The sequence below is a fragment of the Sporosarcina sp. OR05 genome (assembly GCF_041414805.1).
GTDB lineage: Bacteria > Bacillota > Bacilli > Bacillales_A > Planococcaceae > Sporosarcina > Sporosarcina saromensis.
On the sequence record NZ_JANKJL010000011.1, the window covers coordinates 64,813 to 83,331 of the forward strand.

Consider the following 18,519-nt stretch of genomic DNA (forward strand, 5'->3'; position numbering starts at 1 on the left):
AGACGAGTGCCATACAGTTCTACTTATTAGAAGCCGATTGCATAATTGCAATCGGTTTTTTATGCATATGTAACTTTAAATTTCTATATATTCCTCACCAATTTCTAATCTATCTCACAGTGAATTCAAATTCAGTGAGTCTATGATTATAGCTATCGGTTAAGTAAGTCACTAAAAGAGAAAGGGGACGGTCTCATGGCAATTGAGATATTTTGTCGGAAAGAACAAAAATATTTGATTACCCGAAACCAATATGAGCAATTAGTTGAGCAGATTGGACCAATAATGAGAAATGATAAAAACGGGACAGATGGCCGGTATACCGTCACAAGCTTATACTTCGATAATCCGGATCGGACGATTTACTTTGAAACGAAAAACAAGTTGAAGTATCGCCAAAAGTTGAGATTGCGCGTGTACGATGAGGCAACTCCGGAAAGCACTGCTTTTTTTGAAGTGAAGCAAAAGCATAACAAAGTGGTGAATAAGAGGCGTATGCTCTTGCCGCTAAAAGAAGCATATCGCTATTTGTCTGCGGATACTGATTCAGGCTTGAGTCAGTATGATACGACGAATTATCAAGTGCTAAAAGAAATTGATTATTTTCGTAGGTATTACGAGTTGCAACCAGAAATGATTGTTAGCTACAACAGACACGCACTGCATGGTGTCGATAACGCGGATTTACGAATGACGTTCGACTTTGACTTGCGATGTAGAAGAGAGGACTTAATGCTTGAACACGGTCCGTATGGTGATTATTTCATTGACGAAGATCTTGTCGTATTGGAAGTGAAGGTTGAACACAGTGTGCCTTTATGGCTCGCACGAATTCTACAAAGTTTGGAGTGCGAACAACGAAGTGCTTCGAAGTTTTGCACGAGTACAGAATTATTAAAGGGTGTTGTGGCACCACAGGTAGTTCGAGAGAAAACAACTATTGGAGGAATGGAAGATGCAACAGATCAACAACTTGTTTTCATTTAACGGATTAGAAGGGCAGCCAACGATTCTAATGAGTATCGCGGCAATGGCTTTAGCTGCAGTATTAAGTTTAATCATTACGAAGGTGTACATATCAACATTTACAGGGGAACGGTATTCGCAAGCATTCGTGCATACGATTATCATGATGTCTGTCGTCGTATCTGTCGTCATGAATGTGGTTAGTGGGAATGCAGGTGTGGCGTTTGGTTTATTCGCTGTATTTTCGTTAATTCGTTTTAGAAGTGCGGTAACGAATGCCAAGGATATTGCCTATATTTTCTTTGGTCTTTGTGTCGGTATGACGGCGGGATTATTTCAATTTGAGTTGGCAATTGTCCTAACTGTATTTGCTAGTCTGATTTTCTATTTGTTATTTAAATTTGACTATGGCAAAGGGAAAGACACGCAAATCTTAAAAGTGACTGTACCTGAAAACTTGAATCATGAAGATTTGTTCGAGGATATTCTTAGGGAGCTGACAGATTTCCACCAATTGCGCCAAGTGGAGACGACCAATTTAGGAACGATGATTTTATATACATTTGCCATTCGTAGTAAGGTAAACACGAAGGATCAAGTTCTACTAGATGCAATTCGCGAACGTAATGCGAACTTAAAAGTGTCGCTGTCTTATTTATAATGACTAACTACTAAACCACTCACCCTTAATGCTGTAGGGGAGTGGTTTTTTTATGGGTTTCGGACTACTGAGTAGAACTCGATTCTATCCACTCACTCGACCACTTTTCAATTTCTTGCATAATCGGTGTCAAAGACATCCCCTTGTCGGTCAATGAATACTCAATCCGTACTGGTGTCTCAGGGTATACTTCGCGAACGACAAAACCTTGTTGCTCCAAATCCTTTAAGCGTTCCGTTAACGTTTTTCCGCTCACGCCTAATTTCTCGGTCATCGTGCAAAATCGCTGTGGTCCAGACATCAATTGATACAAAATTAAGGCTGTCCAACGCTGACTCAATATGGCAATGGCCTTTTCAAATCGTGGGCATAGTTCAAAGTTATTCATGGCAAAGGTCCTTTCGCTTCTAATCGTTTGTTGTTGACAATATCCATTGTAGCATATAAAGTTAGTTACATAAAGTAAGTAACTTACCAGGAGGAATGGAAATGAAATTTCATCAACGACCGTATATTTATACCGGAGAAGTCCGTTTAAAGGTAACAGATCTTAACAAATTAACAGACTTTTATACAGAAATTATTGGGTTCAGTGTCTTGGAAAAAGGAAGTGGCCAAGTAGTATTGACAGCAGATGGGAAGACACCTTTACTCGTATTGGAGCAACCGGAAGCGATACTGCCCAAAGAACCGAGACGGACGGGGCTCTATCATTTGGCTCTTTTACTACCGACACGCGCGGATCTTGGAAAAGCGATTAAGCACTTTTCACGGAATCAAGTGCCATTAGGGGCGTCAGACCATCTTGTGAGTGAAGCGCTGTATTTAAATGATCCTGATGGAAATGGAATTGAAATCTATCGCGATCGTGAACCTGATTCCTGGAAGTGGCAAAATGAGCTCGTGGCAATGAGCACGGACCCATTAGACGCGAATGGCGTCGTTGCTGAAAGTGGGAATGAGGAATGGAATGGCCTCCCGGCAGACACAGTCATGGGGCATGTTCACCTACATGTAGCCAACTTAGGGGATACGAAAGCGTTCTATGAAGCGTTAGGTTTCAAAGTTGTGAGCCATTACCCGCAAGCATTATTCATGGCGAATGGGAACTACCATCATCACATTGGATTAAATACGTGGAATGGGATGAATGCACCTCGTCCTACTGAAGGAAGTGCTGGAATGGACGCATTTACGCTCGTTTATCCAGATGAAAAAACTTTGCAAGAAGCGATAAAAAACGTTCAAGAGCTCGAGCATATCGTTGAGCGTATTGATGCAACGTTTCGCGTGGAAGACCCTTCAGGCAATCGTATTGTCTTGAGATTGGACGTATAAGAATATGCACTAAAATATTCGTGATGAATTGAATCTTGGTTTTATTAATCTTCGTCAAGTCAATTACAGTGAAAATAGCTATAAGAAAGAAGGGTTTTATACAAAAATATAGAATACTTATATAGACTATTACTAAATGCGTGAAGATTGCTGTCCTCATGCTAAACCCAAAGGAGCTAATTATGAATGCTGTAGTATTTGATTTTGATGGAACATTAGCAAATACTTTACCGATTTGTTTTTATGCTTTTCAATCTGTATTTAAAGAATTTGATAAGAGGGAACTTTCTTCGGATACCATTAAAGAAATGTTTGGCCCTTCTGAAACAGGAATTATTCGAAATAATCTTTTACATCCTAATAAGGAAGAAGCAATTGAATATTTCTATGAAAAATATTCGGAATCACATCAAAGCTTAGTAGATGTCAATCCTGAAATTCTTAATTTACTGAAGTCCTTGAAAGAAGCAGACATAAAACAGGGATTTTTACAGGAAAGGCTAAAAGAAGTTTAGATATCTCTCTAAAAGCACTAAATATGGAAGATTTATTTGATGTGATAATAACGGGTGATGATGTCATAAAACCTAAACCTCATCCAGAGGGTTTACTGAAAGCCTTGTCTCTTTTACAAGTAGCAAATTCTGAGGCGATTTATATTGGAGACAGTGATGCTGATATAGTTGCCGGTGTACAAGCTAATGTCTATACAATCGGCGTACAGTGGTTACCTGAATATCAAACACCTGCATTTAGCGAACAACCTGATTTGGTCATCAAAAGTGTAAAGGAATTTAGAAGGTTTCTTAAAGCAGGTGCCTTATGAAACATCAATGGTTGGAGTGGGCAAAAAGAATTCAAGCTTTGTCTCAGGCGGGATTAACTTTTTCGAAAGATATGTATGACATTGAGCGTTATGAGGAATTACGTACAATTAGTGTAGAAATAATGTCAGCTTACACTGAACTTGAGATGAGCAAAATTAAAGATTTATTTGCGAATGAAAAAGGATACCAAACGCCTAAAGTTGATGTTCGAGGTGTAGTGTTTAAAAACCAACAGATTTTACTGGTGAAAGAAAATATTGATGATAAATGGGCTTTGCCAGGAGGGTTTTGTGACATTGAATTATCCCCTTCAGAGAATGTAGTAAAGGAAATAAAAGAAGAATCCGGATATGATGTAGTTCCAATCAGATTACTTGCGTTATTGGATAAGAATAAACACCCACACCCTCCAGAACCATATCACTACTATAAGATATTTATCTTATGTGAGATTGTTGGAGGAGAAGCAACTACAGGCATTGAAACGAATAAAATTCAATTTTTTTCGGAACACAATTTACCGCAGCTTTCTACGAATAGAAATACCGAGTGTCAAATTAAGACACTCTTTGAATTTTTGCGGACTCCTGAAAAAGAAACACTATTTGATTAAGATTAATTTGTAATGATGGCATAGAGGTTAGTTGATACAATCCTTTATTCAAACTCCCCAACAGCTAATGAAATCGCGATTTTTTGGTATTATAAATTTTAGATGAATAGGGAAACTGTAGTTTAAAAACGCTGATTTCGTATCAGTGTTTTTTTGTTGATGACTTCAGTTTTTTATGCGATTTATCACTCAGGGAATCGCTTTTTACTTTGGAAAACTAGATGTTAGCATACATAACAATAAAATGTGAGAGATTAAATTTTTCCGTACGTTGTATAAGGTGTAAAAGCTTTTACAAAAAATAAGGGGATTTGTAAATGAAGTCAACTAGTAAAAACTTTATCCGAAGATTACAGAAACAAAAAGAGGACGCGCTAGAATTCATTGTGGACGCCTACTTACCGTTAATAAAAGGAATTACGTACAAGGTGCTCTCCCCTCTTGGAAACGAAGGGATTGTGGATGAATGTGTGAATGATGTATTTCTATCCATTTGGGACAACGCAGATAAGTTCCGCGGAGACGCAACGGATTTCAGAAAATGGATTTGTGCAATCGCTAAATTCAAATCCATCGATTACTACAGAAAAGCAGTGAAACAGGTGGAGATTACTTCGGAACATATGAATTTGAATGCCGAAATGTCCATTGAAGAGGAATTAATCAAAATGGAAGATCGAACAGAATTGATTACGCTCATCAATCAACTAGAGCCCATTGATCGAGATATATTTTTGATGAAATTCTTCTTAGGCTACAAGACGGCAGACATCTCCAGACAAACAGGTCTAAGTATAACCGCAATAGACAATCGGGTGTTTCGTGGCAAGAAAAGATTGTTGAAGGAAGCGATTGATCTTAAAGCAGGAGGTTTTGTGTTATGAAAGATAAAAAAGATATATATCAGTTATTAAATGAAATGGATTTTAATGATAGTGAAATGGAAGAAATGGAGATTAGTGAATTTGATAGAGCCAAAGCGAAAAAGAAATTAAAAGCATCAATACGTCGAAAGAGGAAGAAACAGGGATGGAAAATGAAAGTAGTAGCAGCTGTAGTTGTATGTGGATTAGCAGTCTCTACATTAAGCCTGGCTTTTCCTGCTCATGCTGGAAACATACCGATTATCGGTGATGTTTTTAGGTTTTTAGACAATGGAAGAACGGGCATCTACGACAATTATCAAGAGTATTCCAGCGCAGTCAATTTGACGGAGGAAAGTGATGGCGTGGAAATTACCATAAATGATGCAATATACGACGGGAAAACCGTTTTACTGACCTACTCCATGGAAAGTGAAAAAGATTTGGGGGAAAAGCCGTTTGCAGGTGGTTATTTGGATATTAAAGGGACAAATGGTGGTTCAGTAAGTAATCAAATTTCACAAGTAGGCGAAAATCAATATGTGGGCTTAATTACGGGAAGTAGATTAGATGAAAAGAATCCAAAAAGTGTAAAGGTACAATGGAAAGTTGACCATATTACAATTGAGGAAACACAAGAAGAAATTAAAGGAAAATGGAATTTCTCTCTTTCATTAAAAGCATCTGCTAATGATGTTCAGCTATTTGGCCAAAGTGCTGAACAGGATGGGGTGAAAGTAACGGTTGATAAAATTTCAGTAACCCCAATGTCTTTCATTGTGTACTATAATCAACTAGTTTCTAAAGAAATTAGCGATAAATGGCACAATGTCGATGTTGAAATTGAAGTTAGAGATGATTTAGGAAATCGCTATGAAGGTTTTGGAAATGGTGGGTATGGTAATGTAAATGATACGCAAATGAACTGGAGTAAGACATTTCAAAAGTTGGATCCGAATGCGACAAAGCTAATTATTACACCTTATGTGACAATGATTGAGTATACAGCAGAAAATCATGGTGGTGTCGCAATTACCGGAAACGGTGCGAACCAAACGGTGAAAAAAATTACCAATCCTACAAAGGAAGGAAAGGGTAGAGAAGAATTTACACTGGAAGACATTATTATTGAATTGGATAGTAACTAATTTAAGCAATAAGACATCTATTCACTAGTAAATAGATGTCTCTATTGCTTTATTCAGTCTACTCGTGGGGAGTTAGCGCGTCTAGAATTGTATAAAAAATACCGCGTGAATCGGAGTTCTGTAAACGTCGATTCACGCGGTTTTACAATCCGATTTCTCTCCACAATGTTTATGAACTTTCCGATGAAGACTATGAGTGACTTTCGTTTTCATTCTTTTCGACATGGTTCAGGAATTGATCACCCCAATTGCAGATGGACGTAACAACGGGTTCTAAACGACGTCCAATTTCGCTTAACTCGTATTCAACCTTTGGGGGAACGACAGGATAGACAAATCGCGTAACAATATGATCGTCTTCCAGTTCTCTTAACTGCCGGATCAACATTCGTTGGTTAACATCTGGAAGTTTTTCTTGTATTTCACTTAGTCTTAAAGGGGATTGCTGTAGTAAGCACCAAATTATTGCGATTTTCCAACGGCCTCCGATAACAGATAGAGCCAAATCTTTACTTGTATAAAACTCTTTTTCTTTATACGTAATCTCCAATTTTTTCATTCCTTTATCCTTTAAATAATCTCCTTGCTGACAAAAATGTCAGTATTGCCATTAGAATTTTACTATGCAAATATAAGAAGAGTAAAGTGCATTATGTGATACATCATAACTTATTATGCTTTATGTTCATAGTGACAAAAATGTCAGTATTGAAATATTGTATGTCCGCATGCCATGATGGATACAGTAAATACAATAATTAGAAAGAGGGATGTTTAATGAAAAGTAAAGCGGCCGTAGCGTTTAAACCGGGTGAACCACTACAAATCGTGGAGATTGACGTAGCAGAACCGAAAGCAAAAGAAGTGTTAGTGAAAATCCTTTATACTTCCGTTTGTCATACAGATGCTTTTACATTATCAGGCGATGATCCTGAAGGCGTATTTCCAGCAGTGTTAGGCCATGAAGGTGCTGGCGTTGTTGTAGCAGTTGGTGAGGGAGTTACAACTGTCCAACCGGGCGACCATGTCATTCCGTTATATACAGCTGAATGTGGAGAGTGTAAATTCTGTCGTTCGGGGAAAACAAACTTATGTAGCGCAGTTCGTGAAACACAAGGTAAAGGTCTCATGCCGGATGGTACAACGCGCTTCTCTTACAATGGAGAGCCTATTTATCACTACATGGGAACAAGTACGTTTAGTGAATATACAGTGGTACCCGAGATTTCATTAGCTAAAATTGACCCTGAAGCCCCGCTTGATAAAGTCTGCTTGTTTGGATGTGGTGTGACGACTGGAATTGGAGCAGTACACAACACGGCGAAAGTAGAAGAAGGGTCTGTGACAGCTGTATTCGGATTAGGTGCTATCGGATTAGCAGTTATTCAAGGGTTGGTGCAAGCGAAAGCAGGAAGAATTATTGCTATTGATTTGAATGAAGACAAGTTTGAATTAGCGAAGAAAATGGGTGCAACGGATTTTGTAAACCCTGCTAAATTCGATAAACCAATCCAAGAAGTCATCGTCGAAATGACAGACGGTGGCGTTGACTATAGCTTTGAATGTATTGGAAATGTAGAAGTGATGAGAGCAGCCCTTGAATGTTGCCATAAAGGCTGGGGTGAAAGTACAATTATTGGTGTTGCAGGTGCCGGGAAAGAAATTCATACACGTCCATTCCAATTAGTGACAGGACGCGTGTGGAGAGGTTCTGCTTTTGGAGGCGTAAAAGGAAGAACTGAATTACCGGGTATGGTAAATGACTATATGAATGGTGAAATTGACTTAGATTCTTTCATTACGCACCACTTGGATTTTACAGAGATCAACGAAGCGTTCGAATTACTTCACAAAGGTGAGTCGATCCGTACAATATTGACATATGGAGAGTGATTTAAATGAGTGTAGAGCTTATTGAACAGCATCGTTCATTCGGTGGTCAGCATAATAAGTATCGTCACTTTTCAGAAGTGTTGCAGTGCGATATGACATTTAGTCTCTATTTGCCTTCAAATGAAAGTCAAAAGCCCATTCCTCTTATTTGGTGGCTTTCAGGCTTAACATGTACGGATGATAACTTTAGCCACAAAAGTGGGTTCCAACGCCTCGCAGATCACTATCAAACAGCTGTCATCATGCCGGATACATCTCCTCGTGGAGAACAGGTAGCAAATGATGATGGCTATGATTTAGGGCAAGGTGCAGGATTCTATGTGAATGCAACGCAGGAACCGTGGGCAAAGAACTATCAAATGTATACGTACATCGTTGAAGAATTACCAGCAATTGCGAAGATGCTAATTCCGAACTTTTCAGGTGAAGAGAGCATAATGGGGCATTCCATGGGCGGACATGGAGCGCTCGTAATCGGCATGAAAAATCCAAGCAGATATAAAGCGATTTCCGCATTTTCACCGATTTTGCATCCAAGTAAATCACCTTGGGGCATTAAGGCGTTTACAGCGTACTTAGGTGAAAATCAATCCGACTGGAAATCATGGGACGCTGCAGAGTTGATAAAGGATGGAAATGTTCCTCCTATACTAATCATGCAAGGGAGTGCGGATAATTTTTATCCACTTCAATTGGAAGAGACGGATTTTCTTGCGAATGCCCGCCAAGCAAACCAGGAAGTGCAATATAAAAAACTAGAAGGTTATGATCATAGTTATTATTTTATTGCAACTTTCTTAGAGGAGCATTTCGCTTTCCATATGAACCACTTTCAATAAAACAATCCGCAGTTACGTATAGTGCACGTATGAAAATATCCACATGATTCGTCAATGTGGATATTTTCGCTTGGTGCTTTTCGTTATGAACGGGAAGTTGCTACAAGCCAGTATGAAGGAGGCTATTAAATGGATTTCAAACAATTACTGGATGATCGTCGCGTGATGCCATTTTTGGGGAAAGCACGTTTTGGAGTAGAGAAGGAGAGTCACCGTGTAGACCTTTCAGGAAACTTAGCCAAAACGGATCATCCAAGCAGCTTATCGGTGCAAGATCATCATCCTTATATACAGCGTGATTTTTCTGAAACCCAAATGGAGTTAATCACGCCTGTAACCGAGTCTTTGGAAGAGCTACTTAATTTCTTATCTGCCATTCATGATGTCACGTATCGATCGATCAGTGAAGATGAAATGCTTTGGCCATTAAGCATGCCTCCTGCGCTTCCTCAAAATGAAGAAGAGATTTTAATTGCCAAACTGAATAATCCGGCCAGTGTGGAATATCGCCAAGCGTTAGCAAAATCATACGGCCGTAGAAAGCAAATGATTAGTGGGATTCATTTTAATTTTGAGTTTAGCGAGGAACTGCTGAAAGCGCTGTTTTCTGCACAAACAGAAATTGCAGATTATGATCAATTTAAAACTGCAGTCTATTTAAAAGTGACAAGAAATTATTTGCATTATCGTTGGCTCTATACTTATTTGTTCGGTGCATCTCCACTTAGTGAACAAAACTTTTTCGAGGAAAATACGACGAATGAGCCGGTAAGAAGCTTACGAAACAGCAAATTCGGTTATACAAATCGTGAGGATGTTAAAGTATCCTTTAATAGTATTCACGACTATGTTTCAGACCTCACAACCTTGGTGAAAAATGGGCAGTTGGTGGAGGAAAAAGAGTTTTATTCACCGGTTCGATTACGTGGTGGGCAGCGGGTTGCAGATTTACAGAATCATGGAATTCAGTACATCGAATTACGAAATATCGATTTGAATCCTTTTGAACTGAACGGCATTAGCTACGAACAGGCCAAGTTTTTACATGTTTTTTTAGTGTATCTTCTTTGGAAAGAAGAAGGGGCATGTTCCGATGAGTGGGTGCAAGAAGGGGATTTAAACAATAATACCGTTGCGTTAGAACATCCTCTGGAAAAAACGGTATTTCATAAGGAAGCACGTACAATCGTTGAAGAGATGGAGCAGTTTGTCCAGAAGTTTAAGCTAGAAGTTCCTGAATCATTGTTTGAAAACGTCAAAAATATGATCGAAGAACCAACGTTGACGTTAGCAGGTAGACTAGTGGAACAAATCGGTACTGGCGAGCAACGTCAAGTCGCAACAACTTTTGCGAAGGATAATTACGATACTGCTTGGAAGCATCCTTATCAGTTAGCAGGTTTCACGGATATGGAGCTCTCAACGCAAATTTTGCTTTTTGATGCAATGCAACAAGGTATTAAAGTCGACATTATAGATCGTCAAGAGCAGTTCATTAAACTCCAAGTCAATGAACATGTGGAATACGTGAAAAACGGCAATATGACAAGTAAAGATACGTATATTTCGTCACTCATAATGGAGAATAAAACAGTTACTAAGAAGATTCTTCATGCACATGGTTACCGCGTGCCACAAGGTGAAGAATTTCAAAGTGAAGAACAAGCAATGCGTGCCTATCAACAATTTTCAACGAAACCTTTTGTTGTGAAACCAAAGTCAACAAATTATGGTTTAGGCATTTCCATCTTTAAAGAAGGTGCAGCATACGAAGACTACGAGAAAGCCATTTCACTTGCTTTTAAAGAAGATTCTTCGGTATTGCTTGAGGAATTCATACACGGAACAGAGTACCGTTTTTTCGTTGTAGACGGTAAAGTGCTTGCGGTTCTATTAAGAGTGCCTGCGAATGTCGAAGGAGACGGCAAACAGACAATTGAAGAATTAGTCGCCCAGAAAAATCGTGATCCACTAAGAGGGAGAGACCACCGTACGCCGTTAGAGATTATCCAATTAGGAGAACTGGAAAAGCTGATGCTAAAAGGTCAAGGTTTTGAAATCAGTTCTGTTCCTAAAAGTGGAGAGATCGTTTATTTACGCGAAAACTCGAACATTAGTACAGGTGGAGATTCGATTGACGTTACGGATCAAATTCCGGATGATTACAAAAAGATCGCAGCGGAAGCGGTGACTGCAATCGGTGCACGAATTTGTGGCATTGATTTACTTATTGAAAATACGGAAGTGCCTGCAACGGATGAAAATGCATACGGAATCATTGAAGCAAACTTTAATCCATCGATGTATATGCATATTTATCCGTATAAAGGAGAATCTAGACGCGTAACGCAACACATTTTACGCTTACTTTTTCCTGAAGTAGGATAATCTTTCGTTTAACAAGGTTTTAGTCGCAAAAACAATCATGAAAGGAGCATGTTGGATGAATACGACTTACAATGAAACAGTAGCAAGTTTTGAGAAGATTACTGCAGAAAAAGCACAAGAATTGGTCAAAGGTGACGGAGAGGCGGTCATTTACATTGGCAAGGCGGTTTGTCCGTATTGTCAATTGTTCATTCCAAAGCTGAAAAAAGTTGCGGATAAAACAGATACACTTGTCTACTATGTAGATAGTGTGGATCCATCGGACATGGACGGGATTACTGCTTTTCGGAAAGAGTACGATATTCCGACTGTTCCTGGTTTCATTTATACAAAAGGCAGCGACGTTAAAGTTAGATGTGATTCTTCGATGACTGAAGAAGAAATTGAAAACTTTATGAAAGACTGATTATATCGATGAGAAGTTGTCAGAAAACCGTGTGAAACCAAACTGTTGAGTCTTGGTTACACGCGGTTTTTAGCATGTGATGAATGAATGCTTGTATTGACGTGAAAGTATCGTCACCTCAAAAAATGGATAAAATTCTATAGAAGAAGATTTATGGACATGCTAGAAAGAAAATCTTCCTAATTTCTACGTGATCGTGAAACTATTTTCGACACCGACCGTAATAAACCGTATACTAAGAAGTAATGTACATAATTGGTAAAGGAAGTGGAAGATTGACGAAGAAATTATGGTTCCAAGTCGGAGTAGGAATCCTGTTAGCAATATTGGTCATTAAGTATTTCCTGGAGATCAGTTTCTTGTTCGCTCCGATTATCATCATTATTAAAGCGATCATTTTACCGCTTTTGCTCGGTGGCGTGCTGTACTACATGACCGAACCGATTCAACGATTTTTAGAAAAGCGGAAGTTTCCTCGTTGGGCAAGTATCGTGTCCATCCTTGTAGCGCTTGCGCTCGTTGCTTGGGGCTTCTTTGCAATTGTTGGTCCACCTGTCACGCAACAGGTGAATAAACTCGTTGAAAACGCACCGGCAATTGGAAAAGAATTAGATAAGATGAAAGATGTGTTCCTTGACCAAAAGGGCGAATTGCCGGAGAAACTGGAAGAATCGCTTGATGCTGCTGCGGACTCGTTACAAACGATTGCGGTAAACTTCGGAAAGTGGATTGTTCAGTTTTTACAATCGCTATTCCAAGCAGTATTTTTGCTCATTTTAGTGCCGTTTTTCTTCATCTTCATGTTGAAAGACCACGAAAAATTTGCGCCGGTCATTTACAATTTATTTACCGGAGAACGTAGAGAATGGGTCAAGAAAACGCTGAGTGACATTGACAATGTTCTTCGCTCTTATATTCAAGGTCAATTTTTAATCAGCGCGATTCTCGCAATGTTGATCTTTATCGGCTACAAGATCATTGGATTGGAGTATGCACTGTTGTTGGCGCTATTCGCTTTATTCATGAACCTCATTCCATTCATTGGTCCATGGATTGCGGTCACGCCAGCTGTCGTCATTGCATTTCTGGATGAACCAAAAATGGTCATTCTTGTCGCAATCGTCACGTTGGTAGCACAACAGATTGACAGCAACCTCATCACACCAAACGTCATGGGGAAATCGCTCGACATCCATCCACTCACGGTCATCACAATTATTTTAGCTGCGGGAAATATTGCAGGATTTGTAGGCATCATCGTTGCCATCCCGGTCTATGCAGTAGCGAAAGTGATCGTGCGCAATGTGTATGAACAACGAATGAAAATAAAACGAGCCGCTACGAAGGATGTAGCGGGTTAAGGTAGGGAACCTCCATTATTATGGGGGTTTTTTCATTCTAAAATACAGTTTTTCAAGTAGGAGAAGCTACTCAATATACTTCTATTAATAAAATCATCGAAAATTCAATCGAATGTGGTAAACTTGTTTAGAAGTAGTTACATGCTATGTAAAACGAAGGAGACGGGGCATTTGATCGACATTCAGCCATTGGATTTGGATAAAAACAGACGAATTATTATCGTGTCAGATATACATGCAAACTTGCCATTGTTTAAAAGATTACTTGAAAAGGTCCAATACACAACGGAAGATTACTTGTTCATCAATGGAGATCTTTGCGAGAAGGGGCCAGACAGCCTTGCGACGGTTGCCTTTGCAAGAGAACTTGCTAGTTGTGCAGATCGGGTTTTTGTTACAAAAGGGAATTGTGATGTCGTGCACCAATATGTTTTTAACAATGTGGAGGGTATCAAAAACTATATGGCGAAACAACCGCATTCCATTTTGAATGAAATGTTGAAACAGCATGACCGTCAACTTGAGCACTTCCCGTCGTTGCAGGAGTTAGGGGAGTTCTATCGAGAATATTTTGGTGAAACACTCGATTGGCTGGATCACTTACCAGTTGGTTATGAGACAGATGAATTCATTGTTATCCATGCAGGTGTGGAAAATCGGGAAGATTGGAGAAATACAAGTCTCGAATCTGCTTTGTATATGCCTTTATTTTATGAACAAGGTCATCAGTTGGACAATATGGTCATCGTCGGGCATTGGCCAGTCGTCAATTACCGTTCTGAAACCGTTAGTTCAAATTTCCCTGTGATAGATACTACTAAGAGAATTATCTCATTGGATGGTGGCAATGGCATTAAAAAAGACGGACAATTAAATGCCCTTATTATTAAAAACGGAGAAATAACTTGTACGTATGTGGATGAATTAGAAGAAAAGGAAATTGTACAGGACCATATGGACTTAACGAATCGAGTTGGGACGGTGACGTATCCGAACTATGAGCTTATTGAGATTAAAAAAGAATCCTATTTTACACTTTGCAAAAACGTGAAATTGAATATCCAGCAATGGGTGAAGAATGAATACATAGATAATGGCATGTGCAAGGGCGATGTAAGTACGACTTTCCTTAGTGTGAAGAAAGAAGAAACCGTTTCAATCGTAAATGCTACATGTGAAGGATTCACGCTCGTTAAGAAGAGTGATGGGAGCGTAGGTTGGATTCCAAAAGAGTGTATTGAGTAAAAAGAGCATGGAAGGGGATAGGGAAATGGCTATGCCAACACATATTGTAGCTGCAGGTGGAATTGTAGAGGACGAAGCTGGCAATATTCTCCTCGTCAAAACGAAACATGGAGGATGGGTATTTCCAGGTGGGCAAGTCGAAGTGGGTGAGAATCTAATGGATGCCGTTTGCCGGGAAGTAAAGGAAGAGAGTGGCATTGATATTGAGGTAACGAGACTGATCGGTATTTATTCCAATACGGGTATCCATAAATGGTATGACGGAGTAACTGATGTGCCGACAAAGGTGATGATGGATTTCGCGTGTGTCCCGATAGGCGGGGAGCTATGCACATCTGAAGAAACTTCCGATAGCCGTTGGGTTCAAAAAGAGCTTGTCCTCGACTACATTTCTGCACCTGCGTATCGCACGCGTTTTCAGAAATATTTGGAAGGTAGTGGTGCCGTTGCCTATATGGAATATGTGACACATCCGGAATTCAGTGTAAAGTTGGATCAGAAAGTATGACGAAACGACAAGTAAAATTACCACCGATGAAGTGGCATGTGACAGTGGATGTGAAACGAAAAGCGGGGATTGTACTTGTAGGTACTGTGACAATTCTACTCCTAGTGTACTTATTATCACAAATTCTAAGTTATCCAATCGGCAAATTGTTGTTTTTTAGTGTAATCTGTATTACTGGTTACGCGCTACATAAATGGGCTTCTTCCTATTCGAATAAAAAGCTTCCATTTGAGAAGTTGCTGAAGATAGAGTTGCCGGAAAAAATCATTCGTTTACGAACTTGGGGATTTGAACTTGTCTTTGCTTTACTCCTTCTCTCCATAGGTGCAGATCCTATTAAAGATTTAATGGACATGAAAATTCCTGTCTATCGCATAAATATGCTATTTTTGGAATTGGCAATTCTGTTTATTGTTTTGTCTGTATTGCCGATGTTCATTTATTTGTTTATTGAAAAGTGGAAAAGACCGCAAACGGAAGGGTCACCTGCGAATAAGCCCTGAATGATTGTCCTTCCTTTTTTATCGATCTCTTAGAGAGGAAAGTGTCCGTTTTAAACACCTTACTTGTAATGCTTTGCTTTTCCGTGCAAAAGCCGTCTTTGTGACGGCTTTCCCGGGTCTATATGGTGTACAATCTTTCAATAGATGATATTATTTCTTTGATTCCATAAACTGATCATACATAATCTCTTTATAATAGTGCTCATAACCTACCATTTCTAATTCCCTTGCCGCCTTAAGCTCTGCCTCTCTATCATAAGGAACGCGCACAAAGTTAATGGAATTTGTTCCATGAGAACCATCCACAATGACATATGTAGCATCGATTAAATCTAAACCCACACTTCCTACATTGCAAAGGGTGCCGATCTCATAGCTTCTTAATAATGTTATGTGAATATCTCCATAAAACACAATATCTGGCGTCCGTTTGTTATGTAGAGACTGTGTTTCTTCACTATTTTCAAAGAGAGATAAACACTTTTCTTTTGGATGATACTCAGGTGCAATTCGCTCAAAAACGCTCCTTGGTGAGGCATGGAAACAACGAATTAGCTTCTCGTTCAATTCAAATTCAATAAAAAATGGTAAGGAAGCTAAGTAATTAAAATCTTCATCTGATAGCTGACTTTGAAACCATTTTAGGATTTCATTATCTGTCTTTTCTCGGATAAATACATCCCAATTGCCATAAATGACTTTCTCGCAGTGCTTTCTAACAAGTTTAATACATGCAGAACCCCGCGGACCTTTCCCTACCAAATCTCCCAAACAAAAAATTCGTTCTACACCACGTTTTTCAATATCCTCCAGCACGGCTTCTAAAGCAGTTAAATTCCCATGAATATCTGAAATGATGGCTATTTTTGACAAACTAATCCCCCCAGATCAATGTGAAATATTCTTCTGAACAAGATAATAATTCCATGTGAATCCGACCACTAAACTTCAAGCACTATCAGCTGAATGCGTGCATTCAAGGAACGTCATGTGATCTGTCTAGTTGTAACAATATCGATTAACTCATCGATAGTTCCCGTACATTTTTCAATATTGGATAGATGATAAAAGGTACTAGTTGTTTCAAAATTATTGATATCATCATTTGGCGAGTACAAATATATTGTTTTCCCTTGGCCGAGTGCAATGCCCAATTCAATATGGCTGCCTTTTCCACCTGGCAATAAAACGATAATGAAATTTGCCTCCAAAACAGCATTTTTTTCTTGTAGTCCGATTTCCATTAACTCTTCAATCGTGGAAGCACGATCGTTCTTTGTCCAGTCATAAGTATGAATGTATCCTTTATCTACTAACCGCATACTTACATGGCGAACGATTTCTTTGTTCTGAAAGCTGGATGCTACATAGAACTTTTTCATATGTATTTTCTCCTTAATGTAATAAAATTGAGCGCAGTTGCTACTTGAAAACTGCGCCCAGATTTATGCATGATATCTGTTATTTTTGTTTTTGCTGATAATTACTATGTTAACGATTAACCAAACAACTTGAAGGATTACTGGGAAAATAAATACGATCAATAATAATGAAAATGCAATTAATTTTGCCTCGGGTGTTTGTGTAACGCCTGCACCATCAATATCTCTAAGCCAGACGAAGGCAGTACCTACTGAAAAAATAACAGCCCAAAAAATGTTAGCTATCCACCAATAAAGCCATAGCTTGCGCATAATCTCACTCCTTATCTTAGCAGAATATCTCTATTCTATAGTGCATAAGAATATTTGGAAATGGACCTGAGTTATATTGCACACTACGGCTTAAGGTGTAATTAGGTTTTGATGTAAAAAGTATAATCTTGATTTACCTAAATATTATCGTTACGTTAAAATGTCGGTATCATTGTTTAAACAACTTGCTCTAACGCTTATCTTTTACTTGCTACAGCTGTTCATCGTTACGGCATTGTCATTTTGGATTCTTATAGGGTAGTACAGAATCAGTGGCTTAATCCTAATCAGCCGCTCTTAATTCCGTACGATAATATAAACCAAATAAATAACGTAAACCGCCGCAAGTACGAAACCTTCACGTTTTCCAATTTTGAAACCTGTCCGTGAGAACACCAATAAGACTACAGTGAGAATAATCATGAGCACGACGTCTGTAAACACTTTATCGCTCACCGCTAATGGCGAAATGACGGACGAAGCACCAAGTACAAATAGAATGTTGAAGATATTGCTTCCTACAATATTCCCTAGCGCAATTTCGCTTTGTTTTTTCAATGCTGCTGAAATTGACGTGACGAGTTCAGGAAGAGAAGTTCCAATAGCGATAATCGTTAGACCGACCAATGTTTCACTCATGCCTAGAGAGTAGGCAATTTTTGTTCCATTATCGACGACCAAATCTCCCCCGAAAATAATTGCGGCAAGCCCGAGTAAAGTCATAACAATGTTTTTACCCCAAGTGATATTTTTAGGGGTAGGTTCATTCACCGCATTTTTCCTGCTCTTTAGGCCAATTTCAATGACGTAATACATAAAAATGGAAAGAAACAAGAGGAAGATGAAACCATCGCTGCGTGTAATCATATTGCTACTGAACCCTTGCAAGAAAATGTCGCTCATCAGGATGAGCAATGCCACACTTGCAAGTAACGTAAACGGGATTTCTTTTCGAATCGTTTCACTTTCGACCTTCAAAGGATAAAGGAAAGCGGCCAATCCTACGACGAGCGTAATGTTAAAGATATTACTCCCAACAACATTTCCGACTGCAACGTCCGCACTTCCTTCCAATGCTGCGATAATACTGACAGTCGCTTCTGGAGAGCTTGTTCCAAATGCGACAATGGTTAACCCAATGAGGATTGGCGGAACTTGGAGTAATCTTGCGATGTTTGAAGAGCCATCGACAAAGTAGCCAGCTCCTTTTATTAATAAAATAAATCCAACGACTAATAAAACATATGCCATGTGTTTGATGTCCCC

Annotated in this window: 20 protein-coding genes and 2 pseudogenes; 16 read left to right on the plus strand and 6 right to left on the minus strand. The window is 39.1% G+C overall.

Features of this window, described 5'->3' with window-relative positions:
* Positions 1–195 precede the first annotated feature (195 nt).
* On the plus strand, positions 196–987 hold the full coding sequence (locus tag NRI27_RS14175; protein ID WP_371391316.1) for a polyphosphate polymerase domain-containing protein: 792 nt from the start codon (positions 196–198) through the stop codon (positions 985–987).
* A complete protein-coding gene (locus NRI27_RS14180; RefSeq protein ID WP_371391317.1) occupies positions 956–1,627 on the plus strand; it encodes a DUF4956 domain-containing protein in 672 nt (223 codons plus the stop codon). The genes NRI27_RS14175 and NRI27_RS14180 overlap by 32 nt, the downstream gene beginning before the upstream one ends.
* Before the next feature lie 64 nt (positions 1,628–1,691).
* Here the strand turns inward: NRI27_RS14180 and NRI27_RS14185 are convergent, their stop codons facing one another.
* Positions 1,692–2,015, minus strand: coding sequence for a winged helix-turn-helix transcriptional regulator (locus NRI27_RS14185; RefSeq protein WP_371391318.1), 324 nt, complete (start codon positions 2,013–2,015; stop codon positions 1,692–1,694).
* 101 nt (positions 2,016–2,116) lie between these two features.
* Here NRI27_RS14185 and NRI27_RS14190 point away from each other — a divergent pair, with 101 nt between their 5' ends.
* From NRI27_RS14190 to NRI27_RS14215, 6 genes and pseudogenes are all read left to right on the plus strand, one after another.
* Positions 2,117–2,965: a VOC family protein gene (locus tag NRI27_RS14190; RefSeq protein ID WP_371391319.1), complete on the plus strand. Its 849-nt coding sequence runs from the start codon at positions 2,117–2,119 to the stop codon at positions 2,963–2,965.
* A gap of 182 nt (positions 2,966–3,147) precedes the next feature.
* Positions 3,148–3,791, plus strand: a pseudogene (locus NRI27_RS14195) (HAD family hydrolase).
* Complete coding sequence (locus tag NRI27_RS14200) at positions 3,788–4,405, plus strand: NUDIX hydrolase (protein WP_371391320.1); 618 nt, start codon at positions 3,788–3,790, stop codon at positions 4,403–4,405. The pseudogene NRI27_RS14195 and the gene NRI27_RS14200 overlap by 4 nt, the downstream one beginning before the upstream one ends.
* 30 nt (positions 4,406–4,435) lie before the next feature.
* Positions 4,436–4,507: pseudogene (locus tag NRI27_RS14205) on the plus strand (GNAT family N-acetyltransferase); the annotation flags it as partial.
* A 215-nt stretch (positions 4,508–4,722) separates the two neighbouring features.
* On the plus strand, positions 4,723–5,289 hold the full coding sequence (locus NRI27_RS14210) for a sigma-70 family RNA polymerase sigma factor (RefSeq protein WP_317945641.1): 567 nt from the start codon (positions 4,723–4,725) through the stop codon (positions 5,287–5,289).
* Positions 5,286–6,416: a DUF4179 domain-containing protein gene (locus NRI27_RS14215; protein WP_371391322.1), complete on the plus strand. Its 1,131-nt coding sequence runs from the start codon at positions 5,286–5,288 to the stop codon at positions 6,414–6,416. The genes NRI27_RS14210 and NRI27_RS14215 overlap by 4 nt, the downstream gene beginning before the upstream one ends.
* 190 nt (positions 6,417–6,606) lie before the next feature.
* On the opposite strand, the gene NRI27_RS14220 is transcribed toward NRI27_RS14215, so the two are convergent.
* Entirely contained in the window at positions 6,607–6,975 is a 369-nt protein-coding gene (locus NRI27_RS14220; RefSeq protein ID WP_371391323.1) for a winged helix-turn-helix transcriptional regulator, read from the minus strand.
* 218 nt (positions 6,976–7,193) lie between these two features.
* Between NRI27_RS14220 and NRI27_RS14225 the strand changes: the two genes are divergently transcribed.
* From NRI27_RS14225 to NRI27_RS14260, 8 genes are all read left to right on the plus strand, one after another.
* Positions 7,194–8,309: an S-(hydroxymethyl)glutathione dehydrogenase/class III alcohol dehydrogenase gene (locus NRI27_RS14225; protein ID WP_371391324.1), complete on the plus strand. Its 1,116-nt coding sequence runs from the start codon at positions 7,194–7,196 to the stop codon at positions 8,307–8,309.
* 5 nt (positions 8,310–8,314) lie between these two features.
* Positions 8,315–9,148, plus strand: a complete 834-nt coding sequence (gene fghA, locus NRI27_RS14230) for an S-formylglutathione hydrolase (RefSeq protein ID WP_371391325.1) — start codon at positions 8,315–8,317, stop codon at positions 9,146–9,148.
* 129 nt (positions 9,149–9,277) lie between these two features.
* Positions 9,278–11,536, plus strand: a complete 2,259-nt coding sequence (gene gshAB, locus NRI27_RS14235; protein ID WP_371391326.1) for a bifunctional glutamate--cysteine ligase GshA/glutathione synthetase GshB — start codon at positions 9,278–9,280, stop codon at positions 11,534–11,536.
* 55 nt (positions 11,537–11,591) lie between these two features.
* The gene (locus NRI27_RS14240) at positions 11,592–11,942 is read left to right on the plus strand and encodes a DUF6568 family protein (RefSeq protein ID WP_317945636.1); all 351 of its coding nucleotides are present in this window, start codon (positions 11,592–11,594) and stop codon (positions 11,940–11,942) included.
* Between the two features lie 275 nt (positions 11,943–12,217).
* Positions 12,218–13,303, plus strand: coding sequence for an AI-2E family transporter (locus NRI27_RS14245; protein ID WP_317945634.1), 1,086 nt, complete (start codon positions 12,218–12,220; stop codon positions 13,301–13,303).
* Between the two features lie 171 nt (positions 13,304–13,474).
* On the plus strand, positions 13,475–14,548 hold the full coding sequence (locus NRI27_RS14250) for a metallophosphoesterase (RefSeq protein WP_371391327.1): 1,074 nt from the start codon (positions 13,475–13,477) through the stop codon (positions 14,546–14,548).
* Between the two features lie 25 nt (positions 14,549–14,573).
* Complete coding sequence (locus NRI27_RS14255; protein ID WP_371391328.1) at positions 14,574–15,056, plus strand: NUDIX hydrolase; 483 nt, start codon at positions 14,574–14,576, stop codon at positions 15,054–15,056.
* Positions 15,053–15,559, plus strand: coding sequence for a hypothetical protein (locus tag NRI27_RS14260; RefSeq protein ID WP_371391329.1), 507 nt, complete (start codon positions 15,053–15,055; stop codon positions 15,557–15,559). Before NRI27_RS14255 ends, NRI27_RS14260 begins: the two co-directional genes overlap by 4 nt.
* A gap of 150 nt (positions 15,560–15,709) precedes the next feature.
* Here NRI27_RS14260 and NRI27_RS14265 read toward each other — a convergent pair whose 3' ends face one another.
* The 4 genes from NRI27_RS14265 to NRI27_RS14280 form a co-directional block, all read right to left on the minus strand.
* Positions 15,710–16,432 carry a metallophosphoesterase family protein gene (locus tag NRI27_RS14265; RefSeq protein ID WP_371391330.1) on the minus strand — a complete coding sequence of 241 codons (723 nt, stop codon included), beginning with the start codon at positions 16,430–16,432 and terminating at the stop codon, positions 15,710–15,712.
* Positions 16,433–16,545: 113 nt separating this feature from the next.
* Positions 16,546–16,941, minus strand: coding sequence for a group-specific protein (locus tag NRI27_RS14270; protein WP_371391331.1), 396 nt, complete (start codon positions 16,939–16,941; stop codon positions 16,546–16,548).
* A gap of 63 nt (positions 16,942–17,004) precedes the next feature.
* On the minus strand, positions 17,005–17,253 hold the full coding sequence (locus NRI27_RS14275) for a DUF3923 family protein (RefSeq protein ID WP_371391332.1): 249 nt from the start codon (positions 17,251–17,253) through the stop codon (positions 17,005–17,007).
* A 297-nt stretch (positions 17,254–17,550) separates the two neighbouring features.
* On the minus strand, positions 17,551–18,504 hold the full coding sequence (locus NRI27_RS14280; RefSeq protein ID WP_317945623.1) for a calcium/sodium antiporter: 954 nt from the start codon (positions 18,502–18,504) through the stop codon (positions 17,551–17,553).
* Positions 18,505–18,519: the final 15 nt, after the last annotated feature.